Below are 21,642 nucleotides of genomic sequence, written 5' to 3' on the forward strand. Positions count from 1 at the left end.
ATGACCGGATGGTCGGCACGCGGGTGGCGACGAGGACGTCACCACCCGCGGCGGTCGGGGTGCGGTCAGCGGCCCCCGGCGCGGAAGACCTCCGCGACCGTGCGGAGCACCACCTTGACGTCCAACCACAGCGACCAGTTCTCGATGTAGTAGTTGTCGAACCGCGCGCGGTCGGAGATCGGGGTGTCGCCCCGCAGGCCGCTGACCTGCGCGAGCCCGGTGAGCCCGACGGGGACGCGGTGGCGCGCCGCGTAGTTCGGGTACTCGGCGGAGAACTTCTCGACGAAGTACGGCCGCTCCGGCCGCGGCCCCACCACGCTCATGTCGCCGCGCAGGATGTTCCACAGCTGGGGCAGCTCGTCCAGCGAGGTCCGCCGCATGAACCGGCCGATCGGGCCGACCCGACGGTCGTGCGCGATGGACCAGTTGGTCTGCGACTCCTGCTCGTTCACCGGACGCATCGACCGGAACTTGATCACCTTGAACGGCTTGCCGTACCGGCCGATCCGCTCCTGGTAGAAGAAGATCCCCCGGCCGCCGTCGATGAACGTGGCGATGGTGCAGAGCAGCAGCACCGGGCTCAGCAGGATCAGCGCGACCGCGGCGAACAGCATGTCCGAGGCCCGCTTGATGGCCCACCGGGGGCCGGTCAGCGAGATGTCACCGATCTTGACGATGGGGAAGGCCCCGATGTGGTCGGGGTATCCGTTGTGGGAGCGGGATCCCCACAGACGCGGCACGGCCCAGAGGTCGCAGTGGGAGCTGCGGGGCCGCAGCAGGGTCTCCATGAGGGCGGCCTCGTGGCAGTCCGGGTCGGCGATGACCAGGACCTCGCATTCGAGCAACCGGACGAGGTGCTCCAGGTCGGCCAGGGTGCCGCTCAGGGGAAGCACACCGTTGTCCTGGCGGGACGGGGCGTCGACGCAGCCGACGAACCGCAGGCCGTACTGGGGATAGCGGCGCAGCAGCCGGGCCAGTTCGACGCCGATCGGGCCGCCACCGACGATGATCGCGTTGTGCTCCGCCCAGCGGCGCTTCCGGGACAGAACGGTGAACGCCCTGCTGGCCGCGCGGCCGACGATCACGAGCCCGCCGGCCAGCGCGACGCCCCGCATGAACCCGCCGACGTACGTCACCGAGGCGTGGCGCTCGGCCGCGATGATCGCCACCACGGCAGCGGAGGCCAGCAGCCGACCGCAGAGGATCGGCAGCTCGTCCAGGATGCTGACGTGACGGCGCGGCCGGTACAGACCGCCCGCCGCGAAGAAGGCCACCGTCAGGGCGGCGTTGGCCAGGGTCCCGCGCCAGTAGTTCTGGCTCAGCAGCAGCGGAGCGAGCAGCGCCACCGCGTCGACCGGCGCGGTCATCATCCACGCCCGCAACCACCGGGTACGCGACGAGGTGCGGGACCTGGCGTAGGGCAGGACGGCGGTCGTGCTCAGGCCGGCTGGCCCGGTGTCGGCCTCCGGCTCCCTCGTCTGCGGGACGGATGGGCCGCCGAACAGGCGGGCCCCGTCGCCCGGCATGTCGAACTGCTCTCCGCTGACCTGTGGCGTGGGCGAATGACCGGTAGCCGGATGGCTTGACACTTGTGGACCTCCCCGTGAACGCCCCGGTCATCCATCGACCAATGGGCGACCGAACCCTACGGTCGACTCACGCACGCCACCATGGCCGGCAGGCCAGATCCTGCTCCTACTTTGCGGCGGACAGTATCTCGGGCACGGCGTCGCGGCGGACCGCGTCGAAGACCCGCTCGGCCTTTTCCTTGTCGGCCAGGACCACGCTTTCGTTACCGATCTGGCCCGTTCCCTTGGTGGGGCAGGTGAGGAACGTCAGATTGCCGCTGCGCAGGTCCCGAAGCTCCGGAGCGAGGTCGAGCAGCGACATGGACCGGTCCACCGCCACGGCGTCCGCCGTCGCCTTGACGAAGGAGTTCAGCTTGGCCGGGTTGGCGAGCGTTCCGCCAGAGGCGGCCTTGTCCAGGATCGCCTTGATGACCTGCTGCTGGTGTCGGATCCGAGCGAAGTCACCATCGGCGAAGGCGTGCCGCTCCCGCGCGTAGTCCAGCGCCGCGGCCCCGTCCATCCTCTGCTGGCCCTGCTTGAACGTCCGGGTGCCGCCCAGCGCGTACGCCGTGGTGAAGCCCTTCTCCACCTCGATGTCGATGCCACCCAGCGCGTCGACGATCTCCTTGAACCCTCCGAAGTCGACCATCGCCACGTGGTCAACGCGGACGCCGGTGAACTTCTCCACCGTCTGGACCATCAACGGAACGCCACCCCAGGCGAACGATGCGTTGATCTTCGCGTCCCGGCCGCCCCGGCCCTGCGGGGACTTCGGCACGTTCACCCAGGTGTCGCGGGGAATCGAGATGAGCTGGGCGCTGGAGCGGTCCTTCGGAAGGTGGGCCAGGATGATCGTGTCGGTACGCGCGCCGGAGCTGTTGTCCGGGTCCCGCGAGTCGCTGCCCAGAATCATGATGTTCAGGGCGCCCTTCGCCACGGTCTGCGGCCGGGACTCCTCCGGCACGCCCTCGAAGGCGTCGACCCGCTCGATGCCGGAGTCGATCGAACGGAAGTAGAGCCCTCCGGCGACCATGCCGCCACCAGCGAGCACAGCCAGGACCACGAAGGTGATCAGAGCGACCTTCCGCCAGCGGCGACGCCGGGGACGCGCCTCCTGGGTCGGCTCCGGCGGTGGCTGCGCCTCGATGAACTGGGTCTCGGGCTCCGCGTACTCCTGGCGATACTGCATGCCGCGATGCTACTGATTGCGTTTACCGCCATGTACCCCCCGTACGTTCCGTACCAGTCCACTGCATGAACGAAAGATTTCATCGGCGATCGTTGGCGTCCTACTGGTAAACCCATCGCATGGACTCGACCAATTTCCGGCGGGCGATCGCCCGTACCCCCCTCGCGCCCGTCGCCGCCTTCCCCAAGCGGCTCGCCCGGGTCGCCCGCCACGACGCCAAGGTCCTCCGCATCTCGGCCCGTTGGCTGGTGACCTCCCGGGAGCACCACAACTACACGTACGAGCTCACCAAGCTCAGCCGGCACCACCTGGCCTGGTTCGTCAGCGTCGTCTGCGACCGACCGGTCAAGGAGGTCCGCGGGTGGCTCGACGAGATCGAGTCGGACCACGCGCTGCGCCAGCACATCGAGCAGGCCACCGCCGCCGCCTCCCGCCGTGGCCTCGCCGACAAGAAGGTCCACTACGCCCGCCGGATCGGCTGGTACGCGATCGTCCGGGCCACCCGTCCCGCACACGTCGTGGAGACCGGCGTCGACAAGGGCCTGGGCAGCTGCGTCCTCGCCGCCGCCCTGCTGCGCAACGCGCAGGAGGGCCACCCGGGCCGGGTCACCTCGCTGGACATCAACCCGGAGGCCGGTTACCTGGCCGCCAGCGCCCCCTGGTCCGAGGTCGTCGACCTGGTGATCGGCGACTCGATCGCCTCGATCGGGGCGCTGGACCGCCCGGTCGACCTGTTCCTGCACGACAGCGACCACAGCCGCGCCCACGAGAAGCGCGAGTTCGACGCGGTGGAGCCGAAACTCGCCCCCGGCGCGATCCTGCTCACCGACAACGTCACCAGCACCAACGTGCTCGCCGAGCACGCCGAGCGCACCGGCCGGCGGTTCCTCGCCTACCGGGAGAGCCCCGCCAACCACTGGTACCCCGGCGACGGCATCGGCGTGGCATGGTAGCCGTGTGCGGCTGACGTCCATACACACGTACCCGGTCAAGGGTTGTCACCGGCTCGACCACGACGGCGCGTTCGTGCAGCCGTGGGGTCTGGCCGGTGACCGGCGCTGGATGGTGGTGGACGCCGACGGTGTCGGCGTCACCCAGCGGGAGACCACCCGGCTGGTCGGCCTGCGCGCCACCGTGCGCCCGGGAGGTCTCTCGCTGCGCGCCGACGGGCAGCCCGACCTCGACGTGGCCGAGCCGGCCGGCGGCGAACCGGTGGCGGTGCGTACCTTCCGCAACCGGAAGCTCCCGGTCCCCGCGCTGCCGGCCGGCCCGGCGGCCGACGCCTGGCTCGGCGAGCTGCTCGGCCGGCCGGTCCGGCTGGTCTGGCTGGCCCGGCCGACCCGTCACCTGACCGCCGAAGGCCGCGACCACGACACCGGCGACCAGGTCAGTTTCGCTGACGCCTACCCGCTGCTGCTGGCGAACGCCGCCTCTCTCGACGCGCTCAACGTCTGGCTGGCCGAGGCCGGCGAGGAGCCGGTGCCGATGACCCGGTTCCGGCCCAACCTGGTTGTCGAAGGGGCACCGGCCTGGGCCGAGGACGACTGGGCCGGCCGGTCGATCCGCGTCGGTGACGTGCGGTTCCGCGCCGCCGGCCCGTGCGACCGATGCGTGGTGACCACCACCGACCAGGAGACCGGGGTGCGCGGGAAGGAACCCTTGCGCACACTCGGGCGGTATCGCAACGTCCGGCAGAAGCTCCTCTTCGGACTCAACCTCGTGCCCGTCGACAGTGGACCGTTGGCCGTCGGTGCCCCGCTGGTCGTCGGGTCCTGACCGGCCGTCCTGCTCCGGAGCGCACCGTTCACCGTCCGTCGATGCTGTCTTAGCTTTGGCTTAGCCGGCTTGTCCGACCGCGCGCGGGTCCGGCAGCATCGCCGTCGTGACCGACGGAAGCGCTCCCGGCGTCGTCGACATCGACCTCGACCTGGATCGGGCTCCGGACGAGCGGCCCGCGCCCTCGTCCGGCCCGGTGCCCTGGCTGGTCGCTGCCGGCGTCACCATCCTCGCGGCGGCACTCGGGCTCACCCTGACGCTGCGCTCCGGCTCCACCCCGGCCTGCGCCGCCGGCCGCGCGCTCGCCGCCGCGCCGCCCACCGGCACCGCCACGCACACCGGCAAGGCGACCTTCTACGACTCGAACGGCGCCGGCGGCAACTGCTCCAACCCGGCTGCCCCCGCCAACCGGCTCTACGTCGCGCTCGGTCCCACGGAGTACGCCGCCGGCGCCGCCTGCGGCGGGTTCCTCGACGTGACCGGCCCGAAGGGCAGTGTCCGGGTCCTGATCATGGATCAGTGCCCCGAGTGCGCACCCGGGCACCTCGACCTGTCCCGGGAGGCGTTCGCCCGGATCGCCGACCCGGTGCAGGGCCTCGTCCCGGTCACCTGGCGCGCGGTGGTCAACCCGCCGCTGCCGGGCCCGCTCACCTTCCGCATCAAGGAGGGCGCGTCGCAGTTCTGGTTCGCCGTCCGGGTGGGCAACCATGGCAATCCGCTGCGCGCCGTCGAGGTCCGGCAGGGCGACAGCGGGCCGTGGCAGGCCGCCGCGCGGCAGGACTACAACTACTGGCTGGTCGCCTCCGGTGCCGGGCCCGGCCCGTTCACCGTGCGGGTGAGCGACGTGTACGGGCACCGGGTCACCGTCTCCGGCATCCGGATGGCACCGGGGCAGGTGCAGACCAGCGCGGTCCGGATGTACGCGCCCGGCGGGGCGGTCGCCACCCCGCGTCCGCGAACCTCGACGCGGCCGCCCGCGGCGACGCCGACACCGGCCCGCCGTCCGGCGGAGGTGGCCAGGGCCAGCGCCCCGGCGCCGGCCGAGGTCGACGCGCCGGCCACCCGACCGGCCGGGGCGACCGCACGCTGGTGCGCCGGCTGACCGGTCAGTCGGTCGGCGGCAGGTCCAGCCACATCAGGATCTCGTCCCGGTCGTCACCCGCCGTCACCCGCAGCGCGCCCGGCAGCCTGCCGATCTCCCGGTACCCGAGGCGGCGGTAGAACCCGTCCAACCCCAGCCCGTCGCGCACCGTCACGTGCAGCGCCTCGTGGCCCAACTCCCGGCCCAGCCGGGCGGCCTCGCGCATCAGCGCCGAGCCGTACCCTGTGCCCTGCGTGTCCGGGTGGACCATCACCCGCTTCAGCACGCACCAGTGCGCCTTGAGCGGGAACCGGTTGTCGCAGAAGATGAGGACGGCCACCAGGCGCTCGCCGACGTACGCGGCCAGCAGCCGGTCCGGCCCGTCGGTGATCCCGGCGAAGGTCGCCTCGGCGGTGGCGTGGACGTCGGCGGCGGTGACCGGGGGCACGAAGCCGACCGCGCCGCCGGCGTTGGTGACGTCCACCCAGAGGGCGACGATCTCGGCGCGCAACTGCGGGGTCAGGTCGGGATCGAGGACGAAGCGCAGACTCACGCCCGCCATCCTGACCCGACGACCAGGGTCACGGCCCCGGACCGTGACGCGTCCGACAGCCTCAGCCCGTCGGCCGGCCGTGCTCGTTGACTGGTGCGGGAGAGGGGATTCGAACCCCCACATCCTTCCGGATACAGGTTCCTAAGACCTGCGCGGCTGCCGTTACGCCACTCCCGCGTACATCGGAGAGTCTAGAACGTCTGGCTTCGGCGGTGCTGAGCCCGGCCTCCTTGAGGATGGTCGAGATCGTACCGTGACTCACCTTGCATTCCCCGTCCGGCAAGTTGCGGAGTATTCCCGACAACCGCTTCGGTCCAACATTCGGATTCGCCAGCGCCTGTTCTATCACCGCGTCACGACGAGCCCTCGCACGCCAACTGCGGTCGCCGCGCGGTGTCAGCACGCCCTCCTGTTCGAGTCTTCGGCGAACCTTGTGCAGGAATGCCGGGTGATAGCCCAGGTGCCGTGCCGCCTCCAGGGCCGTCATCTGCTGCGCGTCGACCCGGCCGAACAGGTCGACCAGTTCCTCCCGCGTTGGTGGTCGGCGATCGGAACCGGTTGCCTCGTGCGAGCCTCCCTCGCCACCGACTGCCGTTCGTTTCGGAGTGGCGAGATCACGAGCCCGGTTCCGCCGGCCGGCGTAGGTCGCGGTCTGGCTGTGACAGTTCGGGCAGAGGATCCGCAGATTCGGTGGCCGGTTGTCGAGGAAGTCCCCGTTGATGTGGTCAACGTGCAGGATGAGTGCGGCGCCTCGCCATACCGGTCCTGTCCCGCACTCTTCGCACTCCTCAGGCACGCCGAGCGTGGCCAGGGCCCACTTCAACCGCACGCCTGGCGTACGGCGGGATCCTTCGGGCAGCTCAATCAGAAGCTGGGATGATGTCGTGCGCCGTTCGCCTCGGCGCCCCTTGTTGTGTGCCTGCCCCGTGAAGTGGGACATGTCGATGCCGAAGCGTTTGAGCTGGCGACTGATGTGCGCGTGCGAGCCACCGCTGACGCGTACGCCGAGCAGCCGCATCACCTCGGTGATGTTCCGCGCGGCGGCGGCCGCCTCGGCGAGCGCCTCCGGCGTGTACTTGTAGCGAACCATCAACGCACGGTAATGGCCCGGTACGACAGTCTCAGTCCAGGCCGAGGTCGCGGCGGAGCTTGGCGACGTGGCCGGTGGCCTTGACGTTGTAGAGCGCCCGCTCGATCTTGCCGTCGGCGTCGATGACGAAGGTGGAGCGGATCACGCCGGTCACGGTCTTGCCGTACAGCTGCTTCTCGCCGTACGCCCCGTACGCCTGGAGCACCGTCTTGTCGACGTCCGAGACCAGCGGGAAGGTGATGGCGTCGCGATCGCGGAACTTCGCCAGTTTCTCGGGCTTGTCCGGCGAGATGCCGATCACCTCGTAGCCGGCGGCCTGGAGCGAGGCGAGCGAGTCGCGGAAGTCGCAGGCCTGCTTGGTGCAGCCAGGGGTCATCGCCGCCGGGTAGGCGTACAGGACGACCTTGCGGCCTCGCAGATCGGCGAGGGTGAGCTGGTCACCGGTGTCGGTGGGCAGGGTGAACTCGGGCGCGGGGTCACCGGGGGAGAGGCGGTCGGGCGCGGTCATGGCCCGACCCTACCGCCGGGCGCGCGGCCGTCCACCCCGACGACGCGCCGGACCGGGCGCCGGAAGGTGATCAAGAACATGCGTTGTTGCCAGAGTCTGGCAACAACGAGGTATGGGAAATAAGCTGAGCCCGCCGGCCCGGACGGGTCCGCTGACGCGTGGGAGGTCGCGTGGAAACCCTGGCGATGCACATCTCGAACGGGATCATCGATGGTCCCGTGGCGGCGGTCTTCGCGGCGCTCGCCCTCGCCGCGCTCACCGGCTGCGTCCTGCGCGGCCGCCGCGACCTGGACGACCGGCTGGCGCCGATGGCCGGCCTGGTGGCCGCGTTCATCTTCGCCGTCCAGATGCTCAACTTTCCGATCTTCACGGCCGGGGTGAGCGGTCACCTGCTCGGTGGCGCGCTCGCCGCGATGCTCGTCGGCCCGTGGGTCGGCGCGCTCTGCGTGGCCGTGGTGCTGGTCGTGCAGGCGCTGATCTTCGGTGACGGGGGCGTCGCGATGCTCGGCCTCAACATCACCAACATGGCGCTGCTCGGCACGGCCGCGGCGTACCTGCTGATCGCGGTGCTGTTGCGGGTCCTGCCGCGTACGCGGGCCGGCCTGGCCGTGACCGCGTTCGTCTCCGCGATGGTCAGCGTGGTGGTCGCGTCGCAGGGCTTCGTCCTGCAGTACTGGCTGGGCGGCACCACCGACCTGGGCGGCAACCTGGCCGGCCTGGCCGGCACCATGGCCGGGGTCCACCTGCTGATCGGCATCGGTGAGGGCCTGATCACCGCGACGACCGTGCTGACGGTCGCGAAGGTGCGCCCTGATCTCGTCTACGCGTTGCGCGGGCTGCGGTCGACGTCCGCGCCCGCCGTTCCGGTCCTCGGAGGTGTCCGGTGAAGAACCGTTCCTGGGGTTTCCTGGTCGGAGGGCTGCTGGTCGCCCTGCTGCTGGCCGGGGTCGTGAGCAACTACGCCTCGTCCCACCCGGACGGGTTGGACTCGTCACTGCTGAAGGGCTGCACCGTCGACGCCGACGACACCATCGTCGGCGGAAGCTGCCCGGCCCAGCAGGCCCGTGAGCACGAGTTGGGCGACAGCCCGCTCGCCGACTACGGGGTGCGCGGCGTCGGCAACGACTTCCTCTCCACCGGCCTGTCCGGGGTGCTCGGGGTGCTGATCACCTTCGCGATCGGCGCCGGCGGCTTCTGGCTGCTGCGCCGCCGTGGCGGCACGTCGACCCCGGGCGACACGGCGACGCCCGTCGAGGGCGCGACGCCGACCGAGGGTGACGCGGCGACGACGTCCCGCGCCGGCACGGCCGGCTGAGCGGGGGTACGCGGATGGGCGCCGGTCACGGGCACGTGTTGTACCGGGAGTCGGACTCTCCCGCGCACCGGCTCCCGCCCGAGGTCAAGATTGTTGCGATGGTGGTCTTCACGGTCGCCGTGGTGGCCACCCCACGCGAGGCGTTCTGGGCCTTCGGCGCGTACGCCCTGCTGGTGGCGGCGGTGGCGGCACTGGCCCGGGTGGGACCACGGTGGTTGCTCAGCCGGGCGTTGATCGAGCTGCCGTTCGTGCTGTTCGCCGTGGCGCTGCCGTTCCTCGGCACCGGTGAGCGGGTCGAGGTGCTGGGCCTGCGGCTGTCCGAGGACGGGCTGCACGGCGCGTGGAACATCCTGGCCAAGGGCACCCTGGGGGTGCTCGCCTCGCTGCTGCTGGCCGCGACCACCACCACCCGGGACCTGATCGTGGGGCTGGACCGGCTGCACTGCCCGCAGGTGCTCACCCAGATCGCCACGTTCATGCTGCGCTACCTGGACGTGCTGGTGGGCGAGGCGCGGCGGATGCGGGTGGCCCGGATCTCCCGGGGTGACGACCCGCGTTTCCTTTGGCAGTTGCGCGGCTTCGCCGCCGGGATCGGTGCGCTGTTCCTGCGGGCCTTCGAACGCGGTGAGCGGGTCTACCTGGCGATGCTGTCCCGGGGCTACACCGGTCGCATGCCCGCGGTGTGGCAGGGCGACGGCGCGGCGACCGCCGGCCAGTGGCTGGTCGCGGCGACCGTGCCGGTGTTGGCGGCCTCCATCGCCGCCACCGCCGTCGTGCTGACATGATCGGTGCCGTGCAGACCGCTGTCTCGCTGGACGTTCGTGGCGTTCGGTACGCGTACCCGGACGGGCATGTGGCCCTGCACGGCGTGGACCTGACGGTGCCGCGCGGTGACCGCGTGGCGCTGCTCGGCCCCAACGGCGCCGGCAAGACCACGCTGGTGCTGCACCTCAACGGCATCCTCACCCCCACCGAGGGCAGCGTGAGCGTCGGCGGGCTGACCGTCACGACGGACCGCGCGACCCTGGCCGAGGTGCGCCGCCGGGTGGGCATCGTCTTCCAGGACCCGGACGACCAGCTCTTCCTGCCCACGGTGGCGGAGGACGTCGCGTTCGGGCCGGCCAACCTGGGCCTGCGGGGCGCCGAGCTGGCCGCCCGCGTGGACGAGGCGCTCGCCGCGGTGGGGATGAGCGAGCACCGGGACCGGGCACCGCAGCATCTCTCGTTCGGGCAGCGCCGCCGGGTGGCGGTGGCCACCGTGCTCGCCATGCACCCGGAGATCCTGGTGCTGGACGAGCCGTCGTCGAACCTGGACCCGGCGGCCCGCCGCGAACTCGCGGAGATCCTGCGCGACCTGCCGGTGACCCTGCTGATGGTCACCCACGACCTGCCGTACGCGGCGGAGCTGTGCGAGCGCTCGGTGATCCTGGACGCCGGCCGAATAGTCGCCGACGCCCCCACCCTCGACCTGCTAACCAACCCCACCCTGCTAGCCCGCCACCGCCTGGAACTCCCGTACGGCTTCGCCCCCCGCCCCTGACCCGCGGCGATCTTGCAGTTGCTGCCCCGGCAATAGGCGCGAAAGCCGCGAATCGGCGGCAGAAAGCGCAAGATCGCGGGAGAAGGGGTCAGGTTTGAGCCGCGGGGGCGGGGGTGGGGGTTCGGGAGGCGGCGTGTAGGCGCAGGACTCCGGCGGCCGTCGCGCCCGCGCCGGTGACCAGCGCCAACGCCACCATGACCCGGGCGACCTCGGCCGGCCAGGGGACCGGGGCGACGGAACGGGCGAACACCGCCGCGTTCGCCACCCCGGCGAAGAGCGCCAGGCAGGCTCCGGCCAGCGCCATCGCGAAGTCGGCGGCCGGGCGGCGGGCCAGCGCGTAGCAGCCGGCGGCGATCGCGCCGAGGCCGGTGAGCAGCGACCAGATCTGACCGGACAGCAGCCCGACGAGCACGCCTCCCACACCCTGGGCGCCGGCGTCCACCTCCCGGCCCACCGGGTACAGCACGGCGACCGCGCCGCCGGCGACGAGCAGCGCGCCCAGCGCGGACAGCGCCCGCGCGCCGGCCGGAGCGGCGGCGGCGACCAGGCCGAGCGCACCCACCGCGAGCACCCCCACGATCGTCACCGCCCACCAGGTGTACGCGTCCGGCGGCGGCACCCAGTCCAGCGTGCCGCGGATCTGCACCGGGTCGCCCCCGTCGCGCAGCGGGATCGTCCAGTCCCGGACCCGGTGCTCCCGGTCGGGCGCGGCGCGCACGGCGTCCGGCGGCGCCGACTCCCGCCACAGCGCCCGCTGGTCGTGCCAGCGCACCGTGGCCCCGTCGGCGATCCGCCGCCAGGACGGCGGGGCCGCCGGGTCGGCCTCGGCGGGCAGCGTCGTGTCACCGGCGATCGTGCGGTTCAGGTAGGTGGCGGGGGACCGGCTGTTCTCGAACACCCCGTCCGGGCCGATACGCAGGTACGGCTCGCCGGAGTAGCCGATCACCTCGATCGGTCGGCCGGTGCGGTTGGTCAGCTCCAGGCGGGCGCCCGCCTCGACCACCCGGACCTCCAGGCCGGGTCGGGCGGGCGCGACGCCACTGGTCCGGGTGCGGTAGTCGGTGCCGTCCGGCGCGTCCGCGCCGTGCGCGGCGGCGGGGGCCGCGGTCAGCAGGGTGGCCGCGCAGGCGGCGGTGGCGACCAGGCCGGCGCGGGCCAGCAGGGTACGGAGCACTAGCCGGCCGCCGCCACTGCCGCGGTGAGGCCCTGCGGGCTGCGGTCGACGAGCGGCTGACCGTTGACCAGGATGGTCGGCGTGCCGGTGACGTCGCTGCGGCTGGCCTCGTCGGTGACGTGCTCCGTCCACGTCCGGTACGTGCTGTCCTTCACGCAGTCGGCGAACGAGGCCCGGTCGAGCCCGACGCCGGCTCCGATGTCGATCAGCTGGTCGTCGGTGAGTCCGGCGCTGCCCTCCGGCGGCTGCTGGTCGAAGAGCGCCTTGGCGTACTCGCGGAACTTGCCGCCGGCCGCCGCGCAGCCGGAGGAGGCCGAGGAGCGGGTGGAGTACTCGGTGGTGGAGAAGCGGTTGAGGTACGCCACCGGGTGGTAGACCACCTTCGCCTTGTTCTCGGCCACCAACTGCTCCAGGGTCGCCCCGCTGGCCTGCTCGAACTGCTTGCAGGCCGGGCAGAGAAAGTCCTCGTAGACGTCGACGGTGACCGGCCCGCCCCCGGTGACGATGCCGGTGCCGTCCGCGTTGGCGCCCGGCGGGGTGGTGAAGTTGTCCGAGCGTTGGCCGGACCAGACGGTCCAGCCGATCAGGCCGGCGATGACCAGCACGGCGACCGCGGCGGCGGAGACCCAGATCGTGCGTCGGCGGCGCCGTTCGCGAGCCAGTTGCTGGCGGACCACCCGGGCCGCGTCCCGCTGCCCCTTGCGACTACTCATCCTCGTCCTCCACAGCGGGTTCGGCGGACAGCCACCCGTCCACCGAGACGGGCGTACGCGGCCAGATCAGGAGGAATCCGGCCAACACCAAGAATCCCAGGTCCCGCAGGATCTCCGGGAGGTAACTCGGTGCCTGCCCCTGCGCGAGCTGCCCGCCACTGCCGAAGCAGCCGCAGTCGATGGCCAGGCCACGCGTCCAGGCCGAGGCGATGCCCGCGATGAAGACCACCAGCAGTGCGGCGGAGACCGCCGCGCTGAGCCGGGTGGCCAGCCCGAGCAGCAGGAGTACGCCGAGTGCCAACTCGACGAAGGGCAGCGCGGCACCGATCACGGTCGCCACGTCGTACGGCATCACCTGGTAGGCGTTGACGGCCCGGCCGGAGGCGGCCAGGTCACCGACCTTCGACGCGCCGGCGACCAGCCAGACGGCGGCGAGGCCCAGTCGGGCCGCGATGCCGAGCCAGGGCCGGACGGCGGGCCAGCGGGCGGCCCGGGTGGAAGGTGCTGTCACGGTCATTTGTCGTCCCGTCGGCGCCGGAAGTTCCCGGCTCAGCCGGTCAGGGCGTCGCCGACCGCCTCGACCAGGTCGTCACGGGCCCGGGCGACCCGGGAGCGGATGGTGCCCACCGGCACTCCTTCGACGGCCGCGGCCTCGGCGTACGACAGGCCGAGCAGTTGGGTGAGCACGAACGCGGCACGCCGCTCGGCGCTCAACCGCCGGACCAGGTCGGCGGCACCGAGCTGACCGGCCGGGTCCGGGTGCGGGCGGTCGGTGTAGGCGTTGGCGGCCAGCCGTTCGTCGAGTCGCCGGCGGCGGACCACCGTGCGCAGGTGGTCGGCGCAGGCCCGACGGGCGATGCCGAGCAGCCACGTCCGGACGCTGGAGCGACCCTCGAACCCGGGCAGGGCCCGGAACGCCCGCAGGTACGTCTCCTGGGTCAGATCGTCGGCGCTGTCCGGGTCCACCAGCGCGGCGGCGAAGCGCCAGACCTCGACCTGGGTCAGCCGGACGAACGCGGCCTGGGCGGTCGGGTCACCGTCGCGCGCGGTCAACGCCCACTCGGTGGCCGCGTCCCGGGCGACGCCACCGGCCGGGTCGGCCGGACCGGCGGCACCGGTGTCACGCGGGACGGGGATCACGACAAACCAGGTTACGCGGCGCGCGGCGCGACGACAGGTCCCTTCGCCCGTGGATGGTCTGCGCCACGTCGGGAACTTTTCCCCGCCGTGGGTCGACTACCCGTCATGACTTGCGACCACGTACGCGCGGCGCTGTCGGCGCGGCTGGACGGGGAGGACCCGCAGACGCCCCCGGCGGCGCTGGACGCGCACACCGCCACCTGCGCCGGTTGCCGGGCCTGGCTGGCCCGCGCCGAACAGGTGACCCGACTGGCCCGGGTGCAGCCGGTGGAGGTGCCCGACCTCACCGCCGCGGTGCTGGCCGCGGTCGCCGCCGATGCCGCCCGCCGCAGCCCGGCTGCCGTCCGGCGGGCCCGCCGGCAGGTGCTGCGGGTCGCGGTGGCGGTGGCCGCGGTGGCCCAGTTGGCGATCGCGCTGCCGATCCTGCTCGCCGGGCTGGGCGTGTCGGTGGACCCGCACACCAGCCGGGAGATGGCCTCGTTCGACGTGGCGCTGGCGGTGGGCTTCGCGCTGGCCGCCTGGCGGCCGGAGCGGGCCCGGGCGTTCCTGCCGGTGGCCCTGGTGCTGGCGGTCTGCCTGGCCGGCACCAGCGCGGTGGACATCGCCAACTCGACCACCGCGCTGGTGCACGAGGTCGGTCACCTGGCCGCGGTGGTGCAGGCGGGGTTGCTGTGGGCGCTCGGCCGCACCGGGGACAGGGACCGGCCGCTCACGCCGGCACTGGCGGGGCGCGGGTGAGTCGCCCACACACTCGGGTCGCCGAGATCCGGTCCGGTCGGCGAGCATGGCGAGCATGACTGTCGCCCCCCGCCGCTGGCTCGCCCGGTTGGCCGCCACCGCCGGCCTCCTGGTCACCGTCGTCGTCCTGCTGATCGCCCCGGCCACCCCGGCCAGTGCCCACGCGGTGCTGGAGTCCAGCAGCCCGGCTGCCTCGGCCGTCGTGCCGAGCGGCCCGGCCGAGGTGGTCCTCACCTTCAGTGAGTCGGTGCGCAAGGTCCCCGGCAAGATCCGGGTCGTCGCGCCGGACGGCTCGCGGGCCGACCGGGGTGAGCCCCGCTTCGACGGCGCCACGGTGACGATCCCGGTGGACCCGGGCGGCGAGCGCGGCACCTACCTGGTCAGTTTCCGGGTGATCTCCGCCGACAGCCACCCGGTCTCGGGCGCGTTCACCTACTCGGTCGGCGCACCCTCGACGCCGCCGGTCGACTCCGGTGACGACAGCCGGGCCAACCCGGTGGTCGGCAACGCGGTGAAGGTGGCCCGTTTCCTCGGCTACGCCGGCCTGGTGCTGCTGATCGGCCCGGCGCTGGTGCTCGCGGCGCTGTGGCCGCGTCGGCTGTCCCGGCGCGGCCCGGCCCGGCTGGCCTGGACCGGCCTCGGCCTGGTGGCCGTCGCCACCCTCGCCGACCTGTGGCTCCAGGTGCCCTACACCGCCGGCGGTGGCCTCTTCGACGTCACCGGCGAGGGGTTCGGCAGTGTGTTCGGCAGCGCCTTCGGCGCCGCCCACCTGGTGCGGCTCGGCCTGCTGGCGGCCTCGGCGTTCCTGCTCCGGCCGCTGCTGGCCCGGCCGACCGGCCGTTCCGACGCGATCATCCTGGCCGTGCTCGGCGGGGCCGCCCTGCTGACCTGGCCGCTGGCCGGGCACCCGGCGGCGTCACCGGCGCCGGCGGTCTCCGTGGTGGTCGACGCGGTCCACCTGGGCAGCATGGCGGTCTGGCTGGGCGGCCTGCTGATGCTCGGCGGCTTCCTGCTCCGGCAGGCCGACGAGCGTGAGTTGGGTGCGATCCTGCCCATCTGGTCGCGCTGGGCGGCGCTCGCCGTCTCGGCGCTGCTGCTGGCCGGCACCGTCCAGGCGTTGATCGAGGTGGCGACGCTGGACGCCCTGTTCGGCACCACCTACGGGCGGCTGCTGCTGGCGAAGATCGGGCTGTTCGCGCTGGTGATCGCCGTGGCCGCGTACTCCCGGCACCTGGTGCGCCGGCGCACCGCGGCGCAGCGGCCGGCGCCGGTGCGACGGGCGGTCCTGGTGGAGCTGGCCGTCACCGTCGTGGTGCTGGGCCTGTCCGCGACCCTGGTGCAGACCACGCCCGCGCGGACCGCCGTGGCCGAGCCGGCCGGCACCCAGGCCGGTCTCTTCACCACGACCCTGTCCAGCCCGCTCTTCTCCATGCAGGTCGAGCTGGACCCGGCCGAGCGGGGCAACAACTCGCTGCACCTGTACGCGTACACCAAAGACAACCGGCCACAGCCGGTGGTGGAGTGGCGGGCGACCGCCGCGCTGCCCTCGGCCGGGATCGAGCCGATCGAGATCCCGTTGCTGCCGCTGACGGACAACCACGCCTACGGCGACGTCAGCCTGCCGGCCGCGGGTGACTGGCAACTGCGGGTCACCGCGCGTACGTCCGACATCGACCAGGCCACGGTGACCGCCACCGTGCCCATCCGTTAGAGAGGTTCCCGAATCCCATGACCCGTCTCCGGCGTACCGCAACCGCCGCCACCGCCCTGGCGTTCACCGCCGTCGCCACCGCCGTCCTCGGCTTCGCCGGCCCGGCGTCCGCCCACGTCACGGTGAACCCGAAGGAGGCGACCCAGGGCGGCTACGCGCGGGTGGCGTTCCGGGTGCCCAACGAGAGCGACACCGCGTCGACCACCAAGCTGGAAGTGGTGCTGCCGGAGAACGCCCCGATCGGCTCGGTGTCGACCATGCCGGTGCCCGGGTGGACGGTCGCCGTGGAGAAGCGCAAGGTGGACCCGCCGATCGAGGTGCACGGCAGCCCGATCACCGAGGCGGTGTCCAAGCTGACCTGGACGGCCACCGGCGACGCGGCCGTGAAGCCCGGCCAGTTCCAGGAGTTCCCGGTCTCGATGGGGCCGCTGCCGAAGATCGACATGATGGTCTTCAAGACCCTGCAGACCTACTCGGACGGCAGCGTGGTGCGCTGGATCGACGACCCCAACCCGGGCGGCGAGGAGCCGGAGAAGCCGGCGCCGGTGCTCGCCCTGACCGCCGCGGCGCCGTCGGCGTCGGCCGCGCCCGCCGCCGCGGCCGTCGCGACCACCGACGATGACGACGATGACGAGGGCGAGGGCACCGCGGTCGGCCTCGGCGTCGCCGGGCTCGTCGCCGGTCTGGCCGGTCTGGTGCTGGGTGGGCTGGCCTTCGCCCGCTCCCGGCGGGAGCCGGCCGCCAGGTCCTGAGCACGGCCACACCCGCTGGCCCGCCGGAGCGATCCGGCGGGCCAGTGTGCTTTCCCGGGGCCGGAGGCAGCCGTGCCGTGGATATCCCCTGATCAGCCGGCGTACGTCGGTAAGGTCTGCCGGGTACCTGGCTACGGAGGGAGACGGAGCGGATGCGATTCGTGCGGGCGATCGCCGGAGTGCTGCTGTTGGTCATCGGGATTCCGGCGTTGTTCGCCGGTGGCGCGCTCTGGCTGGTGACCCGGCACGCCGACCCCGGGGGGACCTTCGCCGCCCGGTTCGAGACGGTCCGCACGCCCGGCCACGCGGTCGTGGTCACCGACCTCGACCGACTGCTGCGGCAGGAGGCGCCGTTCGCCCGTACCGCGCAGACCCGGCTGCGCCTGGACGCCCGCACGCCGGACGGCCCGGCCTTCGTGGGCCTGGCGCCCACCGCCGAGGTGCGCCGCTTTCTGGAGCCGGTCCCGCACGCCTCGGTCCGCCGGGTGGCGCTGGCCCGGGGTCCGCTGCCGGTCCGGACGGATCCGGCCGGTCCGGCCGCCGGCGCTCCGGCGGCCGTCGCGTCACCCACGCCGCTGGGTCGCCCGTTCTGGGTACGTGAGGGGATCGGCTCGCTGGAGTGGAGCGCGGACGATCTGGCCGGCGAGCCGATGAGCCTGGTGGTGATGCGTCCCGACGGTGGGAACGACCTCGCCCTGGACCTGCGCGCCGAACTGCGGGCGGCCTGGACCACCCCGGCCACCTGGGGGCTGCTGGCCGTGGGGGTGCTGCTGGTGGTGTGCGCCGTGCTGCTCCTGCTGCGACCGCTGCGCCCGCGTGAGGTGGTCTTCGTGGTCGAGCCGGACCAGGTGCCGGTGCTCGCGGGGCGGCTCGGGGTCAGCTCGTTGAGCGGCCTGGGCGTCCCGCCCGCCGGGGACACCGCGGCGACGCGGTCGCTGCCGGCCGGGCGGCAGCTCACCTCGGTCGGTTCCAGCCTGGGCGAGAGGGCGATCGCCGCCGTGCCGACCCGCCCGACCAGCCTCGCCGACCTGGACCCGCCGGCCCGCCTGCCCCGACCGCCGGAGGTGGCGCTGAGCCTGGCGTGGCCACCGGCCACTCCGGAGCCGACGGCCCGGCCGGTGGCGGTGGACGGAACGGCGGGCGGCCCTCCGCGCTGCCGACGCGGAGGGCCACCTTCACCGGGGGATCGGTGCTACCCGAGCGACGCTTGAGGTAGGTGAGACCAGATTAGCGCCGAAAGCGGCTACTAGACAGCTCTGTCCATTTGGTGCGACTTTTCCACCTCGCGGCCACCCCGGATCGGCAGTGCCACCAGCAGCAGCAGGCTCAGCAGCACGTAACCGTTGCGCAGCACGAAGTCCACCGGGTCGTCGGTGCGGACCGGGGCCACACCCCAGTCGTGGAACGACACCACGCCGTAGATGATCAGGGCGGTGGTGCCCACCGCGAGCCCGGCCAGCCACCGTCGCCGACGGGCCTCGTCCGGCCGGTCCGCGCTCAGCGCCGCGTCCGCCAACAGCACCACCGCCGGGACGAACCAGTAGATGTGGTGGGTCCAGGTGATCGGGCTCGCCAGGGCGCCGACCAAGCCGGTCAGGGTCAGGCCGGTCAACCCGTCGCCGGCCCGGGCGGCGCGCACCGCCCGCCACAGCCCGTAGCCGGCCACCACGGCGACCACCAGCAGCCACAGCAGCCGGTCCGGCTTCTCCGGCGCGCTGAACCGGCTGAGCAGGCCGAACAGCGACTGGTTACCGGTGTAGTCGGTGCGGCCCACCCGCTCGGTGGCCCACAGCTCGTGGGTCCAGAACCGCCACGAGTCGCGCGGCGCGATCGCCGCCGCGAGCAGGGTCGCCGCCGCGGCGGTCGCGCTCGCCACCGCCGCGGCCCGCCACCGGCGGGTGGCCAGCAGGTACACGATGAAGATGCCGGGGAAGAGCTTGAGGGCCGTCGCCAGGCCGATGCCGACCCCGGCCCAGCGTCGCGCCTGCGGCACCGCGAACAGCAGGTCGGCCAGGATCAGCACGACCAGCAACATGTTGATCTGCCCGAAGGTGATCGTCTCGCGGGTGCTCTCCACCGCGAGCACCAGCAGCACCGCGACGGTCAGGGTGAACGCGCGTGGCAGGTCGTGTCGGGCGATCACCGGCGTCACCAGCCAGCGGGTGGTCAGCACCACGGCCAGCACGGTGAGCACCGTGAAGATCGTCACGGTGGCGCCGAGCCGGATCAGACCGAACGGCCAGAGCAGTAGCGCGCTGAACGGCGGGTACGTGAAGTACAGCTCGCCCTGCACCCGGTCGGGCTGGACGTAGTCGTAGAGCGGGTTGCCCGCCGTCCACCAGTCCATCGCGGACATGTAGATCTTGAGGTCGAAGAAGTTGTGCACCAGGCCGGGCAGGTAGAGCGCCGGCAGCACGGCGATCAGGGCCACCACCGTGACCAACCGACGGACCGTACGGCCGCCGGGATCCTCGTCGGTGACGGCTGGCGGTGCGACGGGTTCGGCTGGCACTCCGAAACCCTAGCGGTCTGCTCCGCCGAGAGCGCGCAGCCGCGGGTCGTGGGCTGCGCGTAGGCTGTCCCGGTGGCTGATCTCCTCGTCTGGATCGACTGTGAAATGACCGGGTTGGACCTTGGCAGGGACAAGCTGATCGAGGTCGCGGCACTGGTCACCGATCCTGACCTCAACGTGCTGGGTGACGGCGTCGACGTGGTGATCCACGCCGACGAGGCCGCGCTGGAGGCGATGCCGGAGATCGTCCGGACGATGCACGCCAAGTCCGGCCTCACCGACGAGGTGCGCCGCTCCGCGGTGACCCTGGCCGAGGCCGAGGACCTGGTCCTGGAGTACGTCAGCGGCTTCGTCAAGGATCCGCGTACCGCGCCGCTGTGCGGCAACTCGATCGCCACCGACCGGGGCTTCATCGCCCGGGACATGCCCCGCCTCGACGCGCACCTGCACTACCGCATGATCGACGTCTCGTCGATCAAGGAGCTGTGCCGCCGCTGGTACCCCCGCGTGTACTTCGGCCAGCCGCAGAAGGGCCTGGCGCACCGGGCGCTGGCCGACATCCGGGAGAGCATCCGGGAGTTGGAGTACTACCGGCGGACGGTCTTCGTCCCGCTGCCCGGCCCGGACGTGGAGACCGCCAAGGGCATCGCCGCCCAGCTCTGACCCGGGCGCTGATCCCGGAGCGCCTTCCGGGCGACCCGGGAACCCGCTGGACGCGGTCGGCGGCGGTGTGGCTATTATTGGTCCGCACCCCGCCCGGGGCGATCGACCGGGCGACGGCGGCATGGTGGCTGTAGCTCAGTTGGCAGAGCACCGGGTTGTGGTCCCGGTTGTCGTGGGTTCAATTCCCATCAGTCACCCAGCTAGTGGATCGCAGCATCCGCAGATCAGGCCCCCTCCAACGAGGGGGCCTGATTCGTGTGGAGCAAACCCCGTGCCTGGACACACGAAGACGCCCCCTCCGTGGAGGGGGCGTCTGTCGGTGCGATGTCAGGCGGTGGGCGTGGGCGTCGGGACGCCGGCCTCCGGGGTCGGCGTGGTGTCCGGGTCGGCCGGCGGCTCGTACGGGATGGCGCTGCCCTTGACGTACTCGTCCCAGCTCATGTTCCAGTCGGTCCAGCCGTTGCCGTTCTGGAGCTTGCGCTCGGTGCCCTTGACCGTGATCGGGTCGCCGATCTGGGTGTTCTTGAACAGCCAGTCACCGTTGGCCATCGACACGTTCACGCAGCCGTGCGACACGTTCACGCTGCCCTGCTGCCCCTCGGACCAGGGGGCCGCGTGGATGAACTCCCCGCCCCACGTGAGCCGCTGGGCAAAGTCGATCTTCGTGCGGTAGCCCTCCTCCGGGCCCAGCTCCTCCATGGTGTCGAAGACCGTCTTGCGCAGCTTCTCGATCACGACCATGGTGCCGCTGGACGACGGGGTGGCCTTCTTGCCGAGGCTGACCGGAATGGTCTTGATGAGGGTGCCGTTCCGGGTCACCGTCATCCGCTTGGTCTTGTTGTCGACCGTCATGACCACGGCAGCGCCGATCTTGATGTCCACGCTCAGGTCGGCCCGGCCGTACCAGCCGTTGCCCAGCGGCAGGCCGCCGGCCTGCACCCGGTAGGAGACCTTGCTGTCGGCCTTCCAGAACTCCTTCGGCCGGTAGCGGATCTCGGTGGGGCTGACCCAGTGCCAGATGCCCTCCTGGGCCGGCGTCGAGGTCACCGTCATCCGCCGCTGCACGTCGTCGCGGTAGTCCTCCGGGATGCCCCGGCTGAATTTCACGATCAGCGGCATCCCGACCCCGACCACCTGGTTGTCGCCGAGGAAGCTGCTGACCCGGACCTGGTTGGACGGCTTGGCCATGGTGGTGAAGGTGCTGGTCGCGGTGGCGGGACGCCCGTCGTCGCCGGTGGCGGTCACCGTGGCCGTGTAGCTCGTCCCGTACGCCAGGGCGCCGGCCGGCAGCCAGGTCTTGCCGTCCGCGGAGAGGGTGCCCTCGACCGCCTTGCCAGCCGCGTCCTTGAGCTCGACGGCGGTCTGCACGGCGTCCTTCGTGGTGAAGGTGATGCCGGTGGACGCGGGCACGTCCTTGGCGTCGGTCGCCGGTTCGCTGATGGTCGCCGCCGCCTTCGGTGCCGGGCTCTCGCCGCCGCCCTGCCACGAGGACGGCTTGTCGCCCTTGCCGTCGGTGCAGGCGGAGGTGAAGGCCAGCGCCACGGCGAGAAGCCCCGCCGCGAACACGCGGCGTCGCCCACCGCGCCGGATCAGCTGGTCCTGGCTAGCTCGCATGATGT

22 protein-coding genes and 2 tRNA genes are annotated in these 21,642 nt (G+C 72.4%); 13 read left to right on the forward strand and 11 right to left on the reverse strand.

The features are described 5' to 3' along the window. Positions 1 to 65: 65 nt before the first annotated feature. Together ACTWLT_RS30515 and ACTWLT_RS30520 are read right to left on the reverse strand one after the other, a co-directional pair. Positions 66 to 1,526: a sugar transferase gene (locus ACTWLT_RS30515; protein ID WP_445321324.1), complete on the reverse strand. Its 1,461-nt coding sequence runs from the start codon at positions 1,524 to 1,526 to the stop codon at positions 66 to 68. 169 nt (positions 1,527 to 1,695) lie between these two features. Further along, the gene (locus ACTWLT_RS30520; RefSeq protein ID WP_445321325.1) at positions 1,696 to 2,757 is read right to left on the reverse strand and encodes an LCP family protein; all 1,062 of its coding nucleotides are present in this window, start codon (positions 2,755 to 2,757) and stop codon (positions 1,696 to 1,698) included. Positions 2,758 to 2,876: 119 nt separating this feature from the next. On the opposite strand from ACTWLT_RS30520, the gene ACTWLT_RS30525 reads away from it, so the two are divergent. From ACTWLT_RS30525 to ACTWLT_RS30535, 3 genes are all read left to right on the forward strand, one after another. Continuing rightward, complete coding sequence (locus tag ACTWLT_RS30525; RefSeq protein ID WP_445321326.1) at positions 2,877 to 3,710, forward strand: class I SAM-dependent methyltransferase; 834 nt, start codon at positions 2,877 to 2,879, stop codon at positions 3,708 to 3,710. 4 nt (positions 3,711 to 3,714) lie between these two features. Continuing rightward, positions 3,715 to 4,533, forward strand: a complete 819-nt coding sequence (locus ACTWLT_RS30530; protein WP_445321327.1) for an MOSC domain-containing protein — start codon at positions 3,715 to 3,717, stop codon at positions 4,531 to 4,533. Between the two features lie 106 nt (positions 4,534 to 4,639). After that, positions 4,640 to 5,635 (forward strand): expansin EXLX1 family cellulose-binding protein, encoded by a 996-nt coding sequence (locus ACTWLT_RS30535; protein WP_445321328.1) that lies wholly within the window; start codon positions 4,640 to 4,642, stop codon positions 5,633 to 5,635. Positions 5,636 to 5,639: 4 nt separating this feature from the next. On the opposite strand, the gene ACTWLT_RS30540 is transcribed toward ACTWLT_RS30535, so the two are convergent. From ACTWLT_RS30540 to bcp, 3 genes are all read right to left on the reverse strand, one after another. Further along, the gene (locus tag ACTWLT_RS30540; protein WP_445321329.1) at positions 5,640 to 6,176 is read right to left on the reverse strand and encodes a GNAT family N-acetyltransferase; all 537 of its coding nucleotides are present in this window, start codon (positions 6,174 to 6,176) and stop codon (positions 5,640 to 5,642) included. Between the two features lie 82 nt (positions 6,177 to 6,258). Continuing rightward, positions 6,259 to 6,344 (reverse strand) — tRNA-Leu (locus ACTWLT_RS30545). Between the two features lie 944 nt (positions 6,345 to 7,288). After that, positions 7,289 to 7,765: a thioredoxin-dependent thiol peroxidase gene (gene bcp, locus ACTWLT_RS30550; protein ID WP_445321330.1), complete on the reverse strand. Its 477-nt coding sequence runs from the start codon at positions 7,763 to 7,765 to the stop codon at positions 7,289 to 7,291. A 170-nt stretch (positions 7,766 to 7,935) separates the two neighbouring features. Between bcp and ACTWLT_RS30555 the strand changes: the two genes are divergently transcribed. The 4 genes from ACTWLT_RS30555 to ACTWLT_RS30570 are packed head-to-tail and all read left to right on the forward strand — an operon-like array spanning position 7,936 to position 10,620. Further along, positions 7,936 to 8,652 (forward strand): energy-coupling factor ABC transporter permease, encoded by a 717-nt coding sequence (locus tag ACTWLT_RS30555; RefSeq protein ID WP_445321331.1) that lies wholly within the window; start codon positions 7,936 to 7,938, stop codon positions 8,650 to 8,652. Then, the gene (locus ACTWLT_RS30560; RefSeq protein WP_445321332.1) at positions 8,649 to 9,080 is read left to right on the forward strand and encodes a PDGLE domain-containing protein; all 432 of its coding nucleotides are present in this window, start codon (positions 8,649 to 8,651) and stop codon (positions 9,078 to 9,080) included. The genes ACTWLT_RS30555 and ACTWLT_RS30560 overlap by 4 nt, the downstream gene beginning before the upstream one ends. A gap of 14 nt (positions 9,081 to 9,094) precedes the next feature. Further along, positions 9,095 to 9,865 carry a cobalt ECF transporter T component CbiQ gene (gene cbiQ, locus ACTWLT_RS30565; protein WP_445321333.1) on the forward strand — a complete coding sequence of 257 codons (771 nt, stop codon included), beginning with the start codon at positions 9,095 to 9,097 and terminating at the stop codon, positions 9,863 to 9,865. Beyond that, complete coding sequence (locus ACTWLT_RS30570; protein WP_445321334.1) at positions 9,862 to 10,620, forward strand: energy-coupling factor ABC transporter ATP-binding protein; 759 nt, start codon at positions 9,862 to 9,864, stop codon at positions 10,618 to 10,620. Before cbiQ ends, ACTWLT_RS30570 begins: the two co-directional genes overlap by 4 nt. A gap of 88 nt (positions 10,621 to 10,708) precedes the next feature. On the opposite strand, the gene ACTWLT_RS30575 is transcribed toward ACTWLT_RS30570, so the two are convergent. The 4 genes from ACTWLT_RS30575 to ACTWLT_RS30590 are packed head-to-tail and all read right to left on the reverse strand — an operon-like array spanning position 10,709 to position 13,647. Next, the gene (locus ACTWLT_RS30575; protein WP_445321335.1) at positions 10,709 to 11,794 is read right to left on the reverse strand and encodes a hypothetical protein; all 1,086 of its coding nucleotides are present in this window, start codon (positions 11,792 to 11,794) and stop codon (positions 10,709 to 10,711) included. Beyond that, the gene (locus ACTWLT_RS30580) at positions 11,794 to 12,507 is read right to left on the reverse strand and encodes a DsbA family protein (protein WP_445321336.1); all 714 of its coding nucleotides are present in this window, start codon (positions 12,505 to 12,507) and stop codon (positions 11,794 to 11,796) included. The genes ACTWLT_RS30575 and ACTWLT_RS30580 overlap by 1 nt, the downstream gene beginning before the upstream one ends. Continuing rightward, complete coding sequence (locus tag ACTWLT_RS30585) at positions 12,500 to 13,024, reverse strand: MauE/DoxX family redox-associated membrane protein (protein ID WP_445321337.1); 525 nt, start codon at positions 13,022 to 13,024, stop codon at positions 12,500 to 12,502. Before ACTWLT_RS30585 ends, ACTWLT_RS30580 begins: the two co-directional genes overlap by 8 nt. A 32-nt stretch (positions 13,025 to 13,056) precedes the next feature. Beyond that, entirely contained in the window at positions 13,057 to 13,647 is a 591-nt protein-coding gene (locus tag ACTWLT_RS30590; RefSeq protein ID WP_445321338.1) for a sigma-70 family RNA polymerase sigma factor, read from the reverse strand. Between the two features lie 105 nt (positions 13,648 to 13,752). Between ACTWLT_RS30590 and ACTWLT_RS30595 the strand changes: the two genes are divergently transcribed. The 4 genes from ACTWLT_RS30595 (at position 13,753) to ACTWLT_RS30610 (ending at position 18,059) form a co-directional block, all read left to right on the forward strand. Then, positions 13,753 to 14,385, forward strand: coding sequence for a zf-HC2 domain-containing protein (locus ACTWLT_RS30595; protein WP_445321339.1), 633 nt, complete (start codon positions 13,753 to 13,755; stop codon positions 14,383 to 14,385). Between the two features lie 46 nt (positions 14,386 to 14,431). Beyond that, positions 14,432 to 16,096, forward strand: coding sequence for a copper resistance CopC/CopD family protein (locus ACTWLT_RS30600; protein WP_445321340.1), 1,665 nt, complete (start codon positions 14,432 to 14,434; stop codon positions 16,094 to 16,096). 17 nt (positions 16,097 to 16,113) lie between these two features. Beyond that, entirely contained in the window at positions 16,114 to 16,848 is a 735-nt protein-coding gene (locus ACTWLT_RS30605) for a YcnI family copper-binding membrane protein (protein WP_445321341.1), read from the forward strand. A 152-nt stretch (positions 16,849 to 17,000) separates the two neighbouring features. Then, positions 17,001 to 18,059: a hypothetical protein gene (locus tag ACTWLT_RS30610; RefSeq protein ID WP_445321342.1), complete on the forward strand. Its 1,059-nt coding sequence runs from the start codon at positions 17,001 to 17,003 to the stop codon at positions 18,057 to 18,059. A gap of 35 nt (positions 18,060 to 18,094) precedes the next feature. Here ACTWLT_RS30610 and ACTWLT_RS30615 read toward each other — a convergent pair whose 3' ends face one another. Then, positions 18,095 to 19,360 carry a glycosyltransferase family 87 protein gene (locus ACTWLT_RS30615; RefSeq protein WP_445321343.1) on the reverse strand — a complete coding sequence of 422 codons (1,266 nt, stop codon included), beginning with the start codon at positions 19,358 to 19,360 and terminating at the stop codon, positions 18,095 to 18,097. Between the two features lie 72 nt (positions 19,361 to 19,432). Between ACTWLT_RS30615 and orn the strand changes: the two genes are divergently transcribed. Together orn and ACTWLT_RS30625 are read left to right on the forward strand one after the other, a co-directional pair. Then, positions 19,433 to 20,023: an oligoribonuclease gene (gene orn / locus ACTWLT_RS30620; protein WP_308209580.1), complete on the forward strand. Its 591-nt coding sequence runs from the start codon at positions 19,433 to 19,435 to the stop codon at positions 20,021 to 20,023. Between the two features lie 124 nt (positions 20,024 to 20,147). Then, a tRNA-His gene (locus ACTWLT_RS30625) sits at positions 20,148 to 20,220 on the forward strand. A gap of 130 nt (positions 20,221 to 20,350) precedes the next feature. Here ACTWLT_RS30625 and ACTWLT_RS30630 read toward each other — a convergent pair. Next, positions 20,351 to 21,637, reverse strand: coding sequence for a L,D-transpeptidase (locus tag ACTWLT_RS30630; RefSeq protein ID WP_445321354.1), 1,287 nt, complete (start codon positions 21,635 to 21,637; stop codon positions 20,351 to 20,353). Positions 21,638 to 21,642: the final 5 nt, after the last annotated feature.

Source organism: Micromonospora yongxingensis, assembly GCF_052601155.1.